This is a genomic window from Mobiluncus sp., from assembly GCF_034180645.1.
In the GTDB taxonomy this organism is placed as follows: domain Bacteria; phylum Actinomycetota; class Actinomycetes; order Actinomycetales; family Actinomycetaceae; genus Mobiluncus.
On sequence record NZ_JAXFNY010000005.1, the window covers coordinates 1 to 16,400 of the forward strand.

General features: G+C 59.0%; 13 protein-coding genes and 1 pseudogene. 7 read left to right on the plus strand and 7 right to left on the minus strand.

Annotated elements, in window-relative coordinates; translation table 11 throughout:
* Positions 1-147: pseudogene (locus SPI05_RS01325) on the plus strand (biotin/lipoyl-containing protein); the annotation flags it as partial.
* A gap of 27 nt (positions 148-174) precedes the next feature.
* Here the strand turns inward: SPI05_RS01325 and SPI05_RS01330 are convergent.
* Positions 175-1,734, minus strand: a complete 1,560-nt coding sequence (locus tag SPI05_RS01330; protein ID WP_414601946.1) for a protein kinase domain-containing protein — start codon at positions 1,732-1,734, stop codon at positions 175-177.
* A 181-nt stretch (positions 1,735-1,915) separates the two neighbouring features.
* Between SPI05_RS01330 and SPI05_RS01335 the strand changes: the two genes are divergently transcribed.
* The 4 genes from SPI05_RS01335 to SPI05_RS01350 all read left to right on the plus strand — a co-directional run bounded on the left by SPI05_RS01335 (position 1,916) and on the right by SPI05_RS01350 (position 5,675).
* Positions 1,916-2,629, plus strand: a complete 714-nt coding sequence (locus SPI05_RS01335) for a DUF4191 domain-containing protein (protein ID WP_295026951.1) — start codon at positions 1,916-1,918, stop codon at positions 2,627-2,629.
* A gap of 145 nt (positions 2,630-2,774) precedes the next feature.
* Positions 2,775-3,710 carry a transporter substrate-binding domain-containing protein gene (locus SPI05_RS01340; protein WP_321075442.1) on the plus strand — a complete coding sequence of 312 codons (936 nt, stop codon included), beginning with the start codon at positions 2,775-2,777 and terminating at the stop codon, positions 3,708-3,710.
* 106 nt (positions 3,711-3,816) lie between these two features.
* A complete protein-coding gene (locus tag SPI05_RS01345; RefSeq protein ID WP_321075444.1) occupies positions 3,817-4,740 on the plus strand; it encodes an amino acid ABC transporter permease in 924 nt (307 codons plus the stop codon).
* Complete coding sequence (locus tag SPI05_RS01350; RefSeq protein ID WP_321075446.1) at positions 4,737-5,675, plus strand: amino acid ABC transporter ATP-binding protein; 939 nt, start codon at positions 4,737-4,739, stop codon at positions 5,673-5,675. Before SPI05_RS01345 ends, SPI05_RS01350 begins: the two co-directional genes overlap by 4 nt.
* 113 nt (positions 5,676-5,788) lie before the next feature.
* On the opposite strand, the gene SPI05_RS01355 is transcribed toward SPI05_RS01350, so the two are convergent.
* The 6 genes from SPI05_RS01355 to glgA form a co-directional block, all read right to left on the minus strand.
* On the minus strand, positions 5,789-6,430 hold the full coding sequence (locus tag SPI05_RS01355; RefSeq protein WP_321075448.1) for a serine/threonine protein phosphatase: 642 nt from the start codon (positions 6,428-6,430) through the stop codon (positions 5,789-5,791).
* A gap of 67 nt (positions 6,431-6,497) precedes the next feature.
* Positions 6,498-7,202, minus strand: a complete 705-nt coding sequence (locus SPI05_RS01360) for a histidine phosphatase family protein (protein WP_321075450.1) — start codon at positions 7,200-7,202, stop codon at positions 6,498-6,500.
* Positions 7,203-7,319: 117 nt separating this feature from the next.
* Positions 7,320-10,532, minus strand: a complete 3,213-nt coding sequence (locus SPI05_RS01365) for a bifunctional [glutamine synthetase] adenylyltransferase/[glutamine synthetase]-adenylyl-L-tyrosine phosphorylase (protein ID WP_321075452.1) — start codon at positions 10,530-10,532, stop codon at positions 7,320-7,322.
* Positions 10,533-10,592: 60 nt separating this feature from the next.
* Positions 10,593-11,936, minus strand: a complete 1,344-nt coding sequence (locus SPI05_RS01370) for a glutamine synthetase family protein (RefSeq protein ID WP_321075454.1) — start codon at positions 11,934-11,936, stop codon at positions 10,593-10,595.
* 57 nt (positions 11,937-11,993) lie between these two features.
* Positions 11,994-12,782 carry an ABC transporter ATP-binding protein gene (locus SPI05_RS01375; protein WP_321075456.1) on the minus strand — a complete coding sequence of 263 codons (789 nt, stop codon included), beginning with the start codon at positions 12,780-12,782 and terminating at the stop codon, positions 11,994-11,996.
* A 35-nt stretch (positions 12,783-12,817) separates the two neighbouring features.
* Positions 12,818-14,047, minus strand: coding sequence for a glycogen synthase (gene glgA / locus SPI05_RS01380; RefSeq protein WP_321075458.1), 1,230 nt, complete (start codon positions 14,045-14,047; stop codon positions 12,818-12,820).
* Between the two features lie 168 nt (positions 14,048-14,215).
* On the opposite strand from glgA, the gene glgC reads away from it, so the two are divergent.
* Both glgC and serB read left to right on the plus strand, forming a co-directional pair.
* Positions 14,216-15,454 carry a glucose-1-phosphate adenylyltransferase gene (gene glgC / locus SPI05_RS01385; RefSeq protein ID WP_321075460.1) on the plus strand — a complete coding sequence of 413 codons (1,239 nt, stop codon included), beginning with the start codon at positions 14,216-14,218 and terminating at the stop codon, positions 15,452-15,454.
* Positions 15,455-15,457: 3 nt separating this feature from the next.
* Complete coding sequence (serB, locus tag SPI05_RS01390; protein WP_321075462.1) at positions 15,458-16,378, plus strand: phosphoserine phosphatase SerB; 921 nt, start codon at positions 15,458-15,460, stop codon at positions 16,376-16,378.
* Positions 16,379-16,400: the final 22 nt, after the last annotated feature.

The window sequence follows — 16,400 nt, forward strand, 5'->3', positions numbered from 1 at the left end:
ACTGTCACGTTGGATGAACCTCTCCTGGAAGTCTCCACCGACAAAGTCGACACCGAGATCCCCTCCCCCATAGCCGGCACCATCACCCAAATCGTCGTCACCGAAGACGAAACCGTAGACGTCGGCACCGTACTGGCCTACGTGGGCTAGAGCCGGATTCACGAAATAACCAGCTCAATTGAGTCGGATCACCGAAGCAATCTTCCACGGGTTGCCGGATAACAGAATCTCTGATTCCGTATCGGGAATCGCCGCGATTTGGTGGCGATTCCCGATACGGTCAATTTGGGTGTAAGCGCCTTGCGTCAAAGTCACCTGCAAACGCACTGAACGCGTATTCTTGCCGGCGCCGCCTTTGTTACCCGCCACTATAGTCGCCGACTTCACCGCGGTGGACAAGCCCTCAATTTGGGCTTTGCTGGCTTGCAAAGCGGCCAGCAAACTCGCGTCGGCAGCCCCAGCTATCGAATCCTCGACACTGAGTTTCTCTAAAGCCGCCCGGTCCTGGCGTGTCAGGGCCGCATCGCGTTTGGTCAGCAACAGCTGCAGGATTTCCTGGGCCGAAGCATCGTCTGTGATGGGATCGCGCAAGTTCGGGGTTTTCGCTTGACTATCCTGTGAATTAGGCAGCAGGTCAGCCGGTGGTGTAGCTAGTGACGTGACTGCGGGAGTTGCCGGTTCCGCGAGGCTTTCGGAGGGCGTCGTCGCATCGGGCGGGGACGCAGCAGTGTGGTGAGCCGATTTTGGCGTGTTGGAGCGGCCTTTTTGAATCGCACCGGGGCCGGACGAGGTGTTATCCGTCAAAAGCGCCGCCGCGCTCGGTTTTGCGGACTGTGCGGGCAACGCTTGGGCTGTGCTGGGAAGCTCTGCCAGTCGCGGAAACAAGACCGCTCCCAGCGCCAGCGCCGCTCCCGCCAAAGCCGGCAGTCCCCAGCGCAATATCGGGCTGGGCGGGCGAGTTTCGTGGCGTTGGCGCCGCGCTGGCACCGGACGGCGCGGCCGCGAAACCAGTTCAGTAGCAACGTCTCGTCCCGCTGCCCGCATCCGTGCCGCCATCAGCTCCGACCCGCCCAGCAGGTCAATGCCACAGCACGGCAGACTCTCCCACGCCTCGGCAAGTTCCCCCGCGCTGGGTCGCGCGCTCGCCACCGGGTTCAACGCAGCTTTCAATAGACCCGCGTCCATCCCCAATGCCAGCAGCACCTGCGCCATCGCATACACATCACCGGCTTGATTCGCCGCCATAGACCCTCCGGCAGCAACGGCGGATACCGCCGCCGGTCCAGAGGATTCTCCCGCCGCGACGCTCCAGGTGAGCCCTTCCGTCTCCGGCGCGCTAAACGCCCGCGTCGTCCCCACGTCACCGAGCAAATCCACCAGGACCACCCGGCCTTGTGCCGTCACCATGAGATTCGCCGCCGAAACGTCCCCGTGACTCAAACCGACCTCGTGCAGCGCCGCCAACCCCCGCGCCAGGGACAGCGCGATGAAGTTGACCTGCGGCGTACTGAACTCGCGTCCCGCTCGCAACACTTCCAGGTCTTGCCCGTCCAGATACTCAAAAATAGCCACGTAGCGGCCATCGGTCAGTTTGCGCAACTCATGGAGTTTCAGCAGGTTCGGGCACGACACCTTGCGCAACTTCCGCAGCCGGGATTCCAGCTGAGCCGACAGCGTGCCGCCTAACAGCTGCAGCGCGTGGGTTCCGCCCTGGTCATCTACCACCCGCCACATGGGACCGTTTTTACCAAACCCAACCGGTTCATATAAGACATAGCCAACAAGTTCCATAGCTCAATATATATCTAACGACATCAACTAAAATCAACAGACATTTTCAAACCTGTGGATAACTTTGGACACGGCGGCAGAACTCGGTTTACCCCGAGAGCAAAAATCCCCTAAGATAAAGGCGATGGCTAAGAAAAACAACACCGCGACCGGGGGCGACACCTCCGGGAAGAAACGCAATATATTCCAAAACTTAAAGGACTCCTTCACCATTGTGAGGCGATCTTTCCCGTGGATTGTGTGGGCGATTTTGGCGACTCTGGTCGTGGCGGAAGCCTTGACCGTGTGGTACATGATTGCGGGCAAGCACTGGATTATGGGGGCAATCACCATTGTTCTAGTGCTGATGGTTGTGCCGATGGCCTGGATTTCCGCGTTTTTGTCCCGGGCTATGCTGCGCCAGATTGAAGGCATGAAGGGCTGTGTCGGGGCGCTGCGCCAGCTGCTGCGCCGGTCCTGGTTTGCCGAGGAAGAGCCCGTTGCGGTTAACAAGGATCAGGACTTGGTGTGGCGTTTCGTAGGGCCTCGCGGGATTTTCCTGGTCAGTGAGGGACCGCACACTCGCGCCAGCAAACTGCTCAACGATGAGATGAAAAAGACCACGCGGGTCGTTGCTCAGGTGCCGGTACATGCCGTGGAATGCGGTACTGAAGACGGCCAGGTTCGCTTGGAACACGTGATGAAAGCCATGTATAAAGCGCCACGCGCTTTGAATCGAAACGAGATTCCCGCGGTGCAAAAACGACTGCTGGCGATTCACCGCAATCAGGGGCTGCCCATCCCCAAAGGGATTGATCCCTACCGGGTTCGCCCTAATCGGCGCGCTTTGTACGGATAAAATTTTCCACAGCTGTCCCGGATATGCGGGATGAAAAATTATTGCAATTTCTCTATTTTTATGCGCTAAGACTTGCATAAAATTGCACGGCTCTGTAAATTTATACCGGTAGTTCGTTTACACGACCGTCAACAAGGAGAATCTCATGCGTCGTCTTACCGTTGCCATGCTTCTAGCTGCAGCATCTCTGGGCTTAGCCGGATGCTCCACTGCTTCCACCGGAAACGCAGGTAGCGACGATGTTGCTAATCCGCAATCCAATTCCACCGCCGCTTTTGATTTTTCGACGATTAAGCCCGACCCCAAGGTTGAGGAACTGGTTCCCGCCGACGTGAAGGAACGCGGGGTGCTGCGCAACGGCGCTTCTACCAGCTATGCCCCGGCGGAATTCTTGATGGAGGACGGCACTACCCCCACCGGCTACGAAGTGGACATGGTAAAAGCCATTGCCCTGACAATGGGTCTCGAGGACGGCACCACCACTACCGAAGCGTTTGGCGCGCTGCTGCCCAAGATTGGTACGACTTACGATTTGGGGGCGTCGTCGTTTACGGTCACGCCAGAACGCGTTGCTAACTACGACATGCTGGCTTATATGGATATGGGTTCCCTGTTCGCGGTGGCGAAAGGCAACCCGCAGGGCTTCGACCCCCAGGACGTTTGCGGCAAAACCATCGGGGTACAGACCGGTACGCTGCAGGAAACGGAACTGCTGCCGAAAATGAGCAAACAGTGCGAAGACAGCGGCAAACCGCCAGTCGTAATTCAAAAGGAAGAGCTGCTGTCTAATGTATTCCCGAAAGTCATTTCGGGACAGTATCAGGCGATGCTCGCCGATGATCCGGTCACGACCTATTACGTGAAACAGACCCGCGGCCAGATGGAGCAAATTGGCCAGATTCTGGATTCGAGCCCCATCGGGATTGTGGTGGACAACAAAAATCAACAGCTGTCCGCCGCAATCAAAGCAGCGATGGATTCCCTGCTGGCCTCGGGCAAACTGCGCGAAATTATGGATAACTACGGCGCTGGCGCTGGCCTGTACGACGCGGTGGAACTGAAAACTTCCGTAGGAAAGTAGACCGGCAGCCCCAACCTTGTGACGTCGCACTTTCCGCCCCGGGCTTCTGAACGAAAACCGCATCGGTGAGACTGCACAAAGTAAACGAATCGAAGGAAGAAAACGCATGAGCGAAGACAACCTAGAATTCAATCACCCCCGACCGGTGTTCCGTTTGGGCAGGTGGGTCAGCGTGGCGGTGGTCGCACTGGTGGTGTTAGGACTGGTCAACTCCCTTTTTACCAACCCCAACTACCACTGGGAAATGGTGTGGGCATACTTGACGCACCCGAACTTGATTAAAGGTATCGGTTTCACCCTGGCGCTGACGGTAGGAGCAATGACTATCGGCGTCACCCTCGCTATTACCATGGCGGTCATGCGCCAGTCTCCGAACCCGGTACTGAAAGGCGTTGCCTGGTTCTATATCTGGTTCTTCCGCGGCACCCCAATCTACACCCAGTTGATTTTTTGGGGCTTGCTGCCGACGCTCTACCCGATGATTACCCTGGGGATTCCTTTCGGACCTCAACTGTTTGCGGTGGAAACGAAGCTGGTGCTAAACATGTTCTGGTCAGCCATGCTGGGACTGGGCTTGAACGAGGGCGCCTACCTGGCTGAAATCGTGCGCGCCGGGTTGAACTCGGTCAATCCCGGACAGTGGGAGGCGGCGACCGCACTGGGCATGAAACGCGGCATGATTTTGCGCCGCATCATCATTCCCCAAGCCATGCGCGTCATTGTCCCGCCCACCGGCAACGAAACGATTTCCATGCTGAAAACGACTTCCCTAGTCTCGGTGGTGCCGTTTACCTTGGAGCTAAACTTCCAGGCCCAAAACCTCGGACGCCTGACTTTCATGCCGGTGCCGATGATGATTTGCGCCGCCATCTGGTACCTGCTCATCACCTCAATCCTGATGGTGGGCCAATACTACCTTGAGAAATACTTTGGCAAGGGCTTCAACACTCAACAAGCCGCCACCTCGCCGCGCAACAAAACCTTGAGCGCAGCCACGGAAACGAAAACGCTATTGGATGTGAAATCTTGAGTAACGACCTGATGACGAACAGTCCTCTGGACACTGCAGACCTCGGGGGTATCGTCGATGCTTTCCCGGATTTGCATCCGGGGGAACTCATTCCCGCCCCCGCTGATGTGGCAGGCACCATGGTGGCTTTGCGCAATGTCCACAAGTACTTCGGTCACCTGCACGTGTTGAAAGGCATTGACTTAGACATTCACAAGGGCGAGGTGTGCGTTCTCATTGGACCCTCCGGTTCGGGTAAATCTACAGTTTTGCGCTGTATTAACCAGCTGGAAACCATCACTTCGGGACGGATTTACTTGGACGGTCAACTGTTGGGTATGTCCGAGGAAAAGGCCCCGCTACCGGGTCGGAGACGCTCGTGGTATCTGAAAACCGGCGCTTTGACGGAACGGAACACGGTCCTGCGCGAACTACCCGATAAAGTCGTATCCGCCCAACGGGAACGCATCGGCATGGTATTCCAGCGTTTCAACCTGTTTCCTCACAAGACCGCCCTTGAAAACGTCATGGAAGCCCCTGTCCACGTTTTGCGGAAGTCCCGGGACGAAGCCACCGAACAGGCCAAGCAGTTGCTCGATCGGGTCGGTCTGGGCGACCGAATGGAGCACTACCCGTCTCAGCTGTCCGGCGGCCAGCAGCAGCGGGTGGCGATTGCCCGCGCTTTGGCGATGGACCCCGAACTGATGCTGTTCGACGAACCGACCTCCGCCCTTGACCCCGAACTGGTCGGAGAAGTACTGCAGGTCATGAAAGATTTGGCTCGCGACGGCATGACCATGATGGTGGTGACCCACGAAATCGGTTTCGCCCGCGAAGTCGGTCACACCCTGGCTTTCATGGACGAGGGACAAATCATGGAAATCGGCAGTCCCGCCGAGGTTTTGGATAATCCCCGCGAGGCCCGCACCCGCGAGTTCGTCTCGAAAGTGCTCTAGGGTTTTAGAGCTGTGACGGGGACGAAAATTACCCCGTCGGGACGTTGGTAGGCGGCGTGGCTGAGGCCGCGTTTGAGCCATTTTTACGCACTTTCAAAAAATGAACCGACGGTTCAGAATGCCAGCCCGAGCCAACCCAAGATTGACGCGCCCGCACCCGAAAACGCGAGCGGGAAACCTATTGACAAGGAAACCGCTGCAACCGGAATAGCTGTCAGCAAATCCAGCAGCACGTGTTGCTTGGTGAACTGGGTAGCCAGGATAATGGCCAGGGACACCAGCACCGAAATGACTCGTAGCCACCAGGGCATTTGATTGGTCACCACAGCCACGAAAGCAATCATCATCGACGTGGAACAGTGCAGGCTGGGGGCGCAATTGACCCCGCGATAACTCGTCTTGTAGACCAGCGCTAACACACGCTCGGTCCTGCCCTGCCCCAGCTTTTCACGCTGAAAAGTCGTGGGATACGCCAGGTAGGCTATAACCGAGATGACCACGCAAAATATCCACGCTATCTGGAGCGCCACCCAGTTGCCTGGTGAAAAATAGTACAACCCAATCGGGAATATTACGATGAGCGGAAACCACAGTACATACGGATAGACAAAAGCGGGAATGCGCGGGATATGCTGATCCAGCCGGCGTTGAGGATTATGAAACACGTGCTGAAAACGCTCCGAGCCGAAGTACAGGATAATCTGAATCACCAGGATAACGGCCTGAATAATTATCAACTTGGTTAGGGTATTCACGGTTCTAAGGTCTTCTGTCCTGCAGGTTTCCGAGGCGGTGTCGTGTCGTTGATACTGGCCGGTGAGCTCAGCTGAACAGCACGGCTTCCAGTTGTTCGCGGGCTTCTTTGGAGGTGCGCGGCTGAGCTCCGGGCACCACCGGCCAATCCTCCACTTTACGATCCGACCACAGCTCGGCTTTCCAACCGGCGGTCGGGCTGCCGGTGGCCATTGTGAGGGAGCAGTTTTGGCAGGGGAACTGCGATAGCAGATCAAGGGTCAGGCCCTCAATGCGGTTTGCACCCCACACGCGCATAATCGCGCCGTGGATGATGACCACCACAGTGGCCTGCGGATCGTCCTCCAAGCCGGCGCACAGCCGCGCAATACCCCGGTCGAAGCGCGCCAAAGTTTGGACCCCGGTTTCCGCTCCGGGCATCGACCGGTCAAGGTTGCCGGTCCCCCAGTCGATAGCGGTATAGAGGTATTCTCTGGTGTCCTGTTGGGTCGTGGACATTTCCAGCAGTCCGGCTCGCACTTCGCGCAAATCGGGGTCTACCTGTACGGGAAGACCAAATTCTTGAGCCAACGGTTCGGCAGTTTGGCGCGCCCGGAGGATAAAAGAGCTGGCCAAACGCTGTGGAGCCGCCCCCACTAGCTGGTGATATTTATCGACCAAAGCCGCCGCCTGCTCGCGCCCCGTGGCGTTTAAAGGACGCCCCGGCCAAGCCGTATCCAAAGCCCCCGAGAGGTTGGAGTCGGTTTGCCCATGACGAATCAATACCAGTCGCAACGTTGTTCCTTTCTGTACCCATCCCACCTTAGCGCGTTTTCCTGTCCCAGGCTTTTTTTGCTGATTGGCTCTCAACAGGGTGTACCAGATGGTTCTCGGGTCGCCGTGAAGGGCAGGTTAATCGTAAAAAATCTGCTCCACTACCCCGCGAGCCAAGCGCGCGGTGCGCATCCAGTCGTCGGTCAAGTCCTGGTGAGCGCCCTCCGCATAGCCCAGCAGCGCCGCGGTGGTCACCAAGAGGCGATCGACGGGCAGCACGTCGAGCTTTTTCCCGGTAGTCCGTCCCGAACCCAACACATTGGCGGCGCGAATCGACATGGCCATCATCCACGCGGTGCGCAGCTTTTCCGCGTCCGGGGCGGGAATCAGCCCCGCGCTCACAGCCGACCGCAGGGCGTCTCCGGTAGACACACAGCGCAACCCCGGCACGTCACTGGCATGGCACATCTGCAACAATTGTACCGACCATTCCACATCAGATAATCCCCCAGGACCCAGCTTGACATGGCGGACCGCCGCTGCGGTCTTGCCCGCACCGCTGACCTGTCCTCCGCCAATCCGTTCGGCCTCCATGCGGGCTTTCAAGCGACGGATTTCTTTCAGCTCTTTCGCCTCCGGCGGGGTGTCAAACCGCACCGGATCCACTATCGCAGCAAAATCCGTGCGCAAGGCCGGCGAACCCACCACGGGACGAGCCCGCAGCAGAGCCTGACGCTCCCAAGCGCTAGCCCACCGGGCAAAATAATCCTCCAGCAGCCCCAAGTCCTTGGACACCGGCCCGGAGCGACCCTCGGGACGTAAATCAGTGTCGACGCGCCAGGCCCCAGCTTGGGCTCCGTTCAAGATTGAGCTGACGGCATTAACCAAGCTCGCCGCTTCCGCAGCAGCTCGTTTGCGAATTTCTGACGCCGCGGGGTCGGTCTCTGTACCCGCTGCCGGGGATTCCGCCACCGGCGCGGTCGGCAAATACCCCGCCGCCGGATTGCCCGGCTCTCGCCAGGGACGATAGTAAAACACCACGTCGGCGTCCGAAGCGTAGCCGGATTCACCGCCGCCGAACCGACCCATCCCCACAACTAAGTGGTCGGCATAATACCCCCCGGACGCTAGGGCGCGCGTCGAGGGCGTCGCGAGAGTCGCAGGCGCAACCTGCGAGGACTGCGGCTCCCCACCATCCTGGTGACCAGGAGCAGTCGGGGGCTGCTGCACGTTGAGCTTTCGCAACGCCAAATCGAGAGCCCCGGCGAGGACCGCTTCACCAACATCGGTCAAACGCTGAGCAGTTCGCAGCGGGTCAATGCCTTGCAGCACGTCCACCATAGCCGCCCGCAACAGCTCCCGACCCCGCACCGCTCGCAGCCGCACGGCTTGCTTGTCCAGATCGGGTTGGCGCTCAAAAGACGCCAGGATTTCACGCTCCAGCTCCTCGCGAGTCCGCCCGCGCAACTGCGACTCATCGTCAAGCCACTTAATAGCATCGGGATTAGCGGGCAACAACCCCGCCACCAGCGGTGAAGACGACAGCAGCCGGGTCAAACTCCGGGCGGCCGTACCTGAATCGCGCAGCAAACCCAGATACCAATGCGTGTCCCCCAATGCGTCAGACACTTGCCGGAAAGCCAACAAACCGCCGTCCGGATCCACCCCATCGGCCAGCCAATCCAGCAACACCGGCAACAGCTGGCGTTGAATCGCGGCCCTCCGACTCACCCCGGTGGTCAAAGCCTCGATGTGTTCCAAGGCTCGTTTGGAATCGCGGTATCCGATAGCTTGCAGCCGGGACTGCGCGGCGGCGCTGTCCAAGGCCGCTACCCCCGCCGATAGTTTCGCCATCGCGGGCAGCAGCGGGCGATAATAGATTTCTTCGTGCAGTCCCCGAACCTTTTGACGCACTTCCTGCCAAGCCTGGGTCAGCTTCTCCCCCTCAGAAAACCGCGTCACATCGATGGAACGCGCGACCCTGCGCAGCTGGGCGTCCTGGGGGAACAGGTGGGTACGGCGCATTCGGTCCAGCTGGGTGCGGTGCTCAATGACCCGCAAGAAACGGTAATAGTCCGCCATTTCTTCGCCCTGCTCGCGGCCGATGTAACCGCCGGCGATGAGGGCTTGCAAAGCGTCCAGGGTCGCACGCACCCGCAGGCTCTCATCGACCCGGCCGTGAACCAACTGCAGCAGCTGCACGGTAAACTCCACGTCACGCAGCCCCCCGGCGCCGAGCTTGATTTCGCGTCCGGCTTTCTTTGGATCCAGCAACTTTTCCACCCGCCGGCGCATAGCACGCGTATCTTCCACAAAGCCTTCGCGTTCCACCGCGGACCACACAAAAGGACGTATGGTGCTCAAGTAGCGGGCGCCCAGTTCACGGTCCCCCGCGGCCGGACGCGCTTTCAGCAGCGCCTGAAACTCCCAAGTTTTCGCCCAACGTTGGTAATAGTCCAGGTGAGACTCCAAGGTACGAACCAGGGCGCCGTCCTTGCCTTCGGGGCGCAACGCGGTGTCCAGCACCCACAGCGCCGGTTCCGGGCCGGTCGCGGAGCAATAGGAGCCGAGTGCCTGCGCCATCGTGGTGGCACGCCGGTTCGCCTCGGCGCTATCCAGGTCGGCGCCGTCCCGGGCTTGTCCCACGTAAATGACATCAACGTCAGAAATATAGTTCAGTTCCCGCGCCCCGGTTTTCCCCATCGCCACAACGGTGAAAGCAATCTGGCCCTCCGGATCGTGGTCGCGGCGAGCCAGGGCCAAACTGGCCTCCAAAGCCGCGTCGACCAGGTCGCTAATACGCCGGGAGGTCGCCTGAAACTCGGCTTTAGCCCCAGCCGTTCCGGTGTGAGCCAAGTCCTCGGCCGCCAACTGCGCCAGCAGCGCGTAGTAAACCCGGCGTAGCTCCATGTCGTGGGCTTGCGGGTCAGCGACCCAGCACGGGTTTTCGTCGCTTCCCAGGTTCTTTGCTCCCACCGCGTTCAGTAGCCGTGTGAGGTAAGTTTCCGGTTCGGGCTGCTGCTCCAGGGGCACAAGGGCCGCCGGGTGGGTTACCAGGTAGCTGGCAAAGAATTCGGAGGCGCCCAGGAGGCGCAGCGTGCGGTTTCCGATTTGGCGGGCGCTCAGCGTCGCGGTAATGCCTGACGGGTGGCGGGCGTCTTCGGAAAAAATCCGATTCAGGCTCAGCAGCACCAGGTCGGGGTCCGCGGTCTGGCCCAAGTTCTCGATGAGTCTCGGGATCTCAATCTGGGGGGCTGCCTGCATAATGGCGGTCAAAAGGGTCTTGGTGCGCCCGACGTCTTCCACCCCGGAGGTCAACAGTGCCACCGTCTCGGAATACTCTCGAGCCATTCTTTACCCTTTCAGCACCGCAGTCCCACCACCAACTGAGGCAGGAACCTTCGGCATTGGCTAATGCAGATGCAGCAGCAAGCGTTTCTCTTGTTCTGTCACCTGGTGGCGGTATTCGATCCACTCTGCCAGCCGGGTGCGCAAAACGTAATCAAAGACTTCTTCACCCAGAACCGCCGGCACCAACTCGGAGGCCTGCAGGTGGCGAATCGCGTCTTCCAAAGAGCGCGGCAGCGCCTCGATGCCGTAGGCTTTCCGTTCGGCGTCGCTCATCTCCCACACGTTGTCTTCGGCTTCTTCGGGCAGTTCCAGGCGCTGTTCAATCCCTTTCAAACCCGCCTCGATAATCAAGGCAAACCCCAGATACGGATTCATCGCGGGGTCAGGAGCCCGGTACTCGACCCTGGTGTAAGTGTGCAGACCGGGCTTGTGATCTGCCACACGAATCAGAGCGGAGGGATTGTGGTGACCCCAGCACACGAAAGCCGGCGCCTCATCTCCGCCCCACAGCCGCTTGTACGAGTTCACGTGCTGATTGACAATAGCCGAGATTTCCTTGGCATAATGCAACAAACCGGCGGTGAACTGGCGTCCTACAATAGACAGGTGGTCGGCCGCAGCGGGATCATAGAACGCGTTTTGGTCGCCCTCCCACAGCGAAAAATGCACGTGCATTCCGTTACCGGGAAAATCAATATCCGGTTTCGGCATAAACGTCGCCAGCAGACCTTTCACTTCGGCCAGGTCCTCTACCGCTTCACGCGTGGTCACCAGATTATCCGCACAAGACAGGGCGTCTACGGAACGCAAGTCGATTTCGTTTTGTCCGGGGCCCCCCTCGTGATGGGAAAACTCGACCGAAATACCGTACTCTTCCAGCATCTGCACCGCCCACCGGCGAAACGCGTTGCCCGGCCCTGCCGAAACGTGATCGAAGTAACCACCCCGGTCCACTGGCCGCAGGCGCTCCTCCAGACTGCCGGGCTGTTTGAACAGGTAAAACTCGATTTCGGGGTGTGCATAAGGTACGAATCCCAGCGACTGCGCCCGTTTCATGGTGCGTTCCAGCACGTAGCGGGGGTCGGAGTGGGAGCGGGTCCCGTCCGGGTTGTACACGTCACAGAACATTCGACCAATCGTGTCCTGCGGAATGTCAGCAAGCTGGGGCATAATCTGGAACGTTTGAGCATCAGGGAAAAGCAGCATATCCGATTCCGCCACGCGGGTGAAGCCTTCCACGGAGGAACCATCGAAAGCCACCCCTTCTGTAAAGGCTCGTTCCAGTTCTACCGGCGCGATTGTGACGGATTTCAATACGCCCAACACATCGGTGAACATGAGGCGCACATACTTCACGTCACGTTCCCCCACCTGGCGAATCACGTCTTCTTGGCGAGAATCCACGATTTCTCCCTTCCATTGTCCGTTCCGGCGGTTTCCCGGAGGCTCACAGTTCCTGGTCTAAAGTTTCATTCTGGCGGTGTAACGGCCCTGTTCCGTGTGGGTTATCTCAAGGTTCAGGCCGTACATGGCGCTCAAAGTCGCACTGGTCAGCACGTTTTCTAGCGGTCCCGAGGCGAATATGCGGCCCTCCTTAAGGGCCAGCGCGTGGGTAAAGCCGGGGGGAATCTCTTCCAGGTGATGAGTGACCATGACCATAACCGGGCTTTTCGGGTCACGAGCCAGTTCCGCCAACCCGCTCAGCAGCAGCTCGCGCCCGCCGAGATCCAGGGCAGCCGCCGGTTCGTCCAAAATCAGCATCTCCGGGTCAATCATGAGAGCCCGCGCCACCAAAACGCGCTGTTTTTCGCCCTGGCTCAAGGTGGCGAACTCGCGGTCTTTCAGGTCAGCCACTTCAAACATACCCATCAGGGCTTGGGCGCGCTGCAGGTCAACGGGTTCGTAGCTCTCCCGCCAGGAGGCCGTCACCCCCCAAATGGAAGACAACACGGCCTTTTCCACGGTTTCCTGCGGAGGAATCTGCGCCGCTAGGGCTGGGGAGGCATACCCCACCCGCTGACGAATCTCGGCGATTTCGGTTTTCCCCAAGACTTCGTCCAAAACTTCGACCCGTCCGCGCGAGGGGTAAATCCGCCCCGCCAGCATATCAACCAGCGTGGTCTTACCTGCCCCGTTAGGACCCAGCACCACCCAATGCTGTCCCAGGTGAATCTGCCAATTGAGTCCCTGCAAAATGGAGGTGGAATCGCGCCACAATTCGACGTTGTCACACCGGGCGACCAAAGTCATACTGTTCTTTCCTATCCGCAGCTGAGGGTTTTGGGTTAATTGTGACGCTGGGCGATGACTTTTTCGTACAACGCCACGGTTTTATCCCCAATGGCCTCCCAGGTGAAATGTTCTTGGGCGCGTTTGCGTCCAGCCTCACCCATCGCCTGAGCCCGAGACGGGTCTGCAAGCATCTCGGTAATGCGCTGGGCCATCGCCTGCTCGAACTCTTCGGGACGCAGAGGCTTACCAGTACCATCATTGACCTGTTCAATGGGCACCAAAAAGCCGGTTTCCCCATCGACGACCACGTCGGGAATGCCCCCGGTGTCGGTGGCGACTACGGGCAAGCCGCAGGCCATGGCCTCTAGGTTCACGATTCCCAGCGGTTCGTAAATCGAGGGGGTCACAAACAGGGTTGAGCCGGTCAACAGGGCAATCATGTGGGCGCGGTCCAGCATGTCCGCAATCCACACCACACCCGGACGCTCCTGCTGCAGGTCGCGCACTAGGCTTTCGACTTCCGCCATAATCTCCGGGGTGTCGGGAGCTCCCGCACACAAGACGATTTGGGCGTCACGAGGTACGTCGCGCAGGGCTCGCAGCAGGTAGGGCAGGCCCTTTTGACGGGTAATACGCCCGACGAAAGTTATCGTGGGAGCCCCTTCTGTCAGTCCGTAGTCCGCCCAGACCTGGCTGCGGAATTCGGGGGTGATATTGGAGAAATCCCAGGTTGCTAGGTCAATGCCGTTATGAATGACGTGGACGCGGTCAGGGTCGATAGTGGGATAGCAACGCAGAATATCGTCTTTCATGGCGCGAGACACCGCCACGATGGCGTCCGCGGCTTCGTAAGCGGTTTTTTCCGCCCAGGAGGAAATCCGGTATCCCCCGCCCAGCTGTTCAGCTTTCCACGGACGCAGCGGTTCCAAGGAATGCGCGGAAATAACGTGCGGAATGTCATACATCAGGGAAGCCCAATGCCCACCCATATTGGCGTACCACGTGTGGGAATGTACCACGTCAGCACCTTCGGCACCAGCCACAAACTCTAAATCCACTCCCAAAGTGCGGATAGCAGCGTTCGCGTCAGCCAGTCCCTCCAGATAGTCGTAACCGGTGACCCCCGGCTCGCCGCCTTCCGTACCCGCGGCACGCGGACCCTCAAAACAGTGCACCCTCACTTCTGCCCGCTGACGCAAAACCTTGGCAAGTTCAGTGACGTGAACCCCAGCACCCCCGTAAACTTTCGGAGGGTATTCCCGACTCATTAAATCAACACGCATGGCAACCTCGCTTCAACACAAAATGTACCCTGGACAACCCGGTTCGTAACGTCCTCGAAAAAACCCCTGGCCAGCGAACCGCGATTGCACTTCTAACTTATCCCATTCGCAGGTGAAAGATGCCCCAAAAGCCCCACAAAAGCTAAAAAAAACTTTTAGGGTTAATGTGTGGCTCTACCAAAAGTTTTGACAATTATTCTTGCTGGCGGCGAAGGCAAACGCCTGATGCCTCTCACTGAAGACCGCGCCAAACCCGCGGTACCTTTCGGCGGACACTACCGCCTGATTGACTTCGCACTATCGAACGTGGTCAACTCCGGTTATCATCGCGTCATCGTCCTGACCCAGTACAAGTCCCATTCTCTGGACCGACACATCGCCACGGCTTGGCATATGTCACACATTCTGGGCAACTATGTGGCACCGGTTCCGGCTCAGCAGCGCACCGGAAAGCACTGGTACATGGGTTCGGCAGACGCAATCTTCCAATCTGAGAACATCATCAGTGATGAGCGCCCCGACTACGTGCTGATTATCGGCGCGGACAACATTTATCGGATGGACTTCTCGCAGATGGTGAACGAACACATCGCGTCCGGTCTGCCCGCCACCGTGGCCGGAATCCGTCAACCGCTCAGCTTGGCATCTTCTTTCGGAGTCATTGAAGCTGACGCAACGGGTAAAATCGCAGCTTTCCGGGAAAAGCCCCAAGACGCGGTCGGGCTGCCCGACGCCCCGAATCAGGTACTGGCGTCGATGGGCAACTATGTGTTCAATACTGATGCCCTGCTCGATGCGCTGCGGCTGGATTCACAAAACGAGGATTCACATCACGATATGGGCGGGGACATCGTGCCGTATTTTGTGTCTCGCGGGGAGGCTCACTGTTACGACTTTATCCGCAATGAAATCCCCGGCTCGACCGAACGGGACCGGGATTACTGGCGTGACGTCGGTACTATCGATGCCTACTATGAGGCCTCTATGGACCTCATCGCGGTTCACCCCGTCTTTAACCTCTACAACCCGAAGTGGCCGATTATGACGAATTTGGACGGCGAACTACCCCCCGCGAAGTTCGTCTATGGGGACGACTCGCGCATGGGACACGCTATCGACTCTTTCGTTTCCAGCGGCACGATTATTTCCGGAGCCCGTTGTGTTCACTCGATTCTCTCCCCGGGAGTCCGGCTGAACTCTTGGTCCGAAGTGACGGACTCGGTCTTGATGAACGGCGTGGTGCTGGCGCGGCACGCGAAAGTCGACCGGGCTATCTTGGACAAGAACGTTTACGTTGGCGACGGCGTCACTATCGGCGTTGACATCGAACAAGACCGGGCGCGCGGTTTCCTGGTGACCGATTCCGGAATTACGGTCGTCCCCAAAGATACCCGCGTCGAACACTAGCCCATGACAGAACCTACGCTACCCCTGCGCTTTACCTGCGTATGGGAGGGGGACTCTGCGGGCGTAACGCCTGCGGCATTTTTGTCCGCGGTAGTTCGTGCAACCGGACTGAGCCCTACCGCGCTCCCCACCCGGTCTTCGTCAGAGGGGCTAAGCCGGGTGTCCCTCTACGTTCCCGCCGCACCCCCCACGACTCGTGAACAGAGAGCCGCGTGGACCCGCGCTTTAGAGCCTGACCTGGACTCAGAGGGCCTGTCTGTAGCTATAACGGTAGGGGCAATGGCCCAGCACGGTCCCGCCCTGGTGGTTTTGGACGGGGATTCTACGCTGTTTACCGGGGAAGGCATCGACCTGGTGGCTGCTCACGCCGGTACGCAGGAGGAAGTCGCCGCCATCACCGCTGCCGCCATGCGCGGGGAACTCGACTTTGCCCAGTCCCTGCGACGCCGTATGGAAACCCTCAGAGGGCTTTCGGTCAGCGTTTTGGACCAGGTGCGCCAGGACTACCACTTTTCGCCAGGAGCGGCACAAATGGTGTCGGCTTTTCATCGCCGCGGCGTGAAAGTCGGGGTAGTTTCCGGTGGTTTTAGAGAACTGGTAGCGCCGCACGCCACAGATATCGGGCTGGATTTTGTCAAGGCAAACAGTTTCGAGGTAGCCAACGGTCAGCTGACCGGCGAGCCGGAGGGCGACATTGTCACCGCTGAAACTAAGGAAACCTGCCTGCGTTCCTGGGCCTCCGAACTCGGAATCGGCGTGGAGAGCTGCGTGGCGATGGGAGACGGGGCTAACGACCTGAAAATGGTGCGTGCGGCCGGATTGGGAGTTGCCTACCTGGCAAAACCTGCCTTGCAAGCCGCTGCTGATGTGCGTCTATCGCGACCCAACTTGGCGGCGCTCTCCGCGCTCACCCTCCCGGACTAATCACCATCGCGAACGCTGTTCA

Coding starts and splice junctions, on each gene's coding strand:
- SPI05_RS01330 (WP_414601946.1), bottom strand. CDS start 1,734: ATGTGGCGGGTGGTAGATGACCAGGGCGGAACCCACGCGCTGCAGCTG.
- SPI05_RS01340 (WP_321075442.1), top strand. CDS start 2,775: ATGCGTCGTCTTACCGTTGCCATGCTTCTAGCTGCAGCATCTCTGGGC.
- SPI05_RS01375 (WP_321075456.1), bottom strand. CDS start 12,782: ATGACTTTGGTCGCCCGGTGTGACAACGTCGAATTGTGGCGCGATTCC.
- SPI05_RS01365 (WP_321075452.1), bottom strand. CDS start 10,532: ATGGCTCGAGAGTATTCCGAGACGGTGGCACTGTTGACCTCCGGGGTG.
- serB (WP_321075462.1), top strand. CDS start 15,458: ATGACAGAACCTACGCTACCCCTGCGCTTTACCTGCGTATGGGAGGGG.
- SPI05_RS01335 (WP_295026951.1), top strand. CDS start 1,916: ATGGCTAAGAAAAACAACACCGCGACCGGGGGCGACACCTCCGGGAAG.
- SPI05_RS01345 (WP_321075444.1), top strand. CDS start 3,817: ATGAGCGAAGACAACCTAGAATTCAATCACCCCCGACCGGTGTTCCGT.
- glgA (WP_321075458.1), bottom strand. CDS start 14,047: ATGCGTGTTGATTTAATGAGTCGGGAATACCCTCCGAAAGTTTACGGG.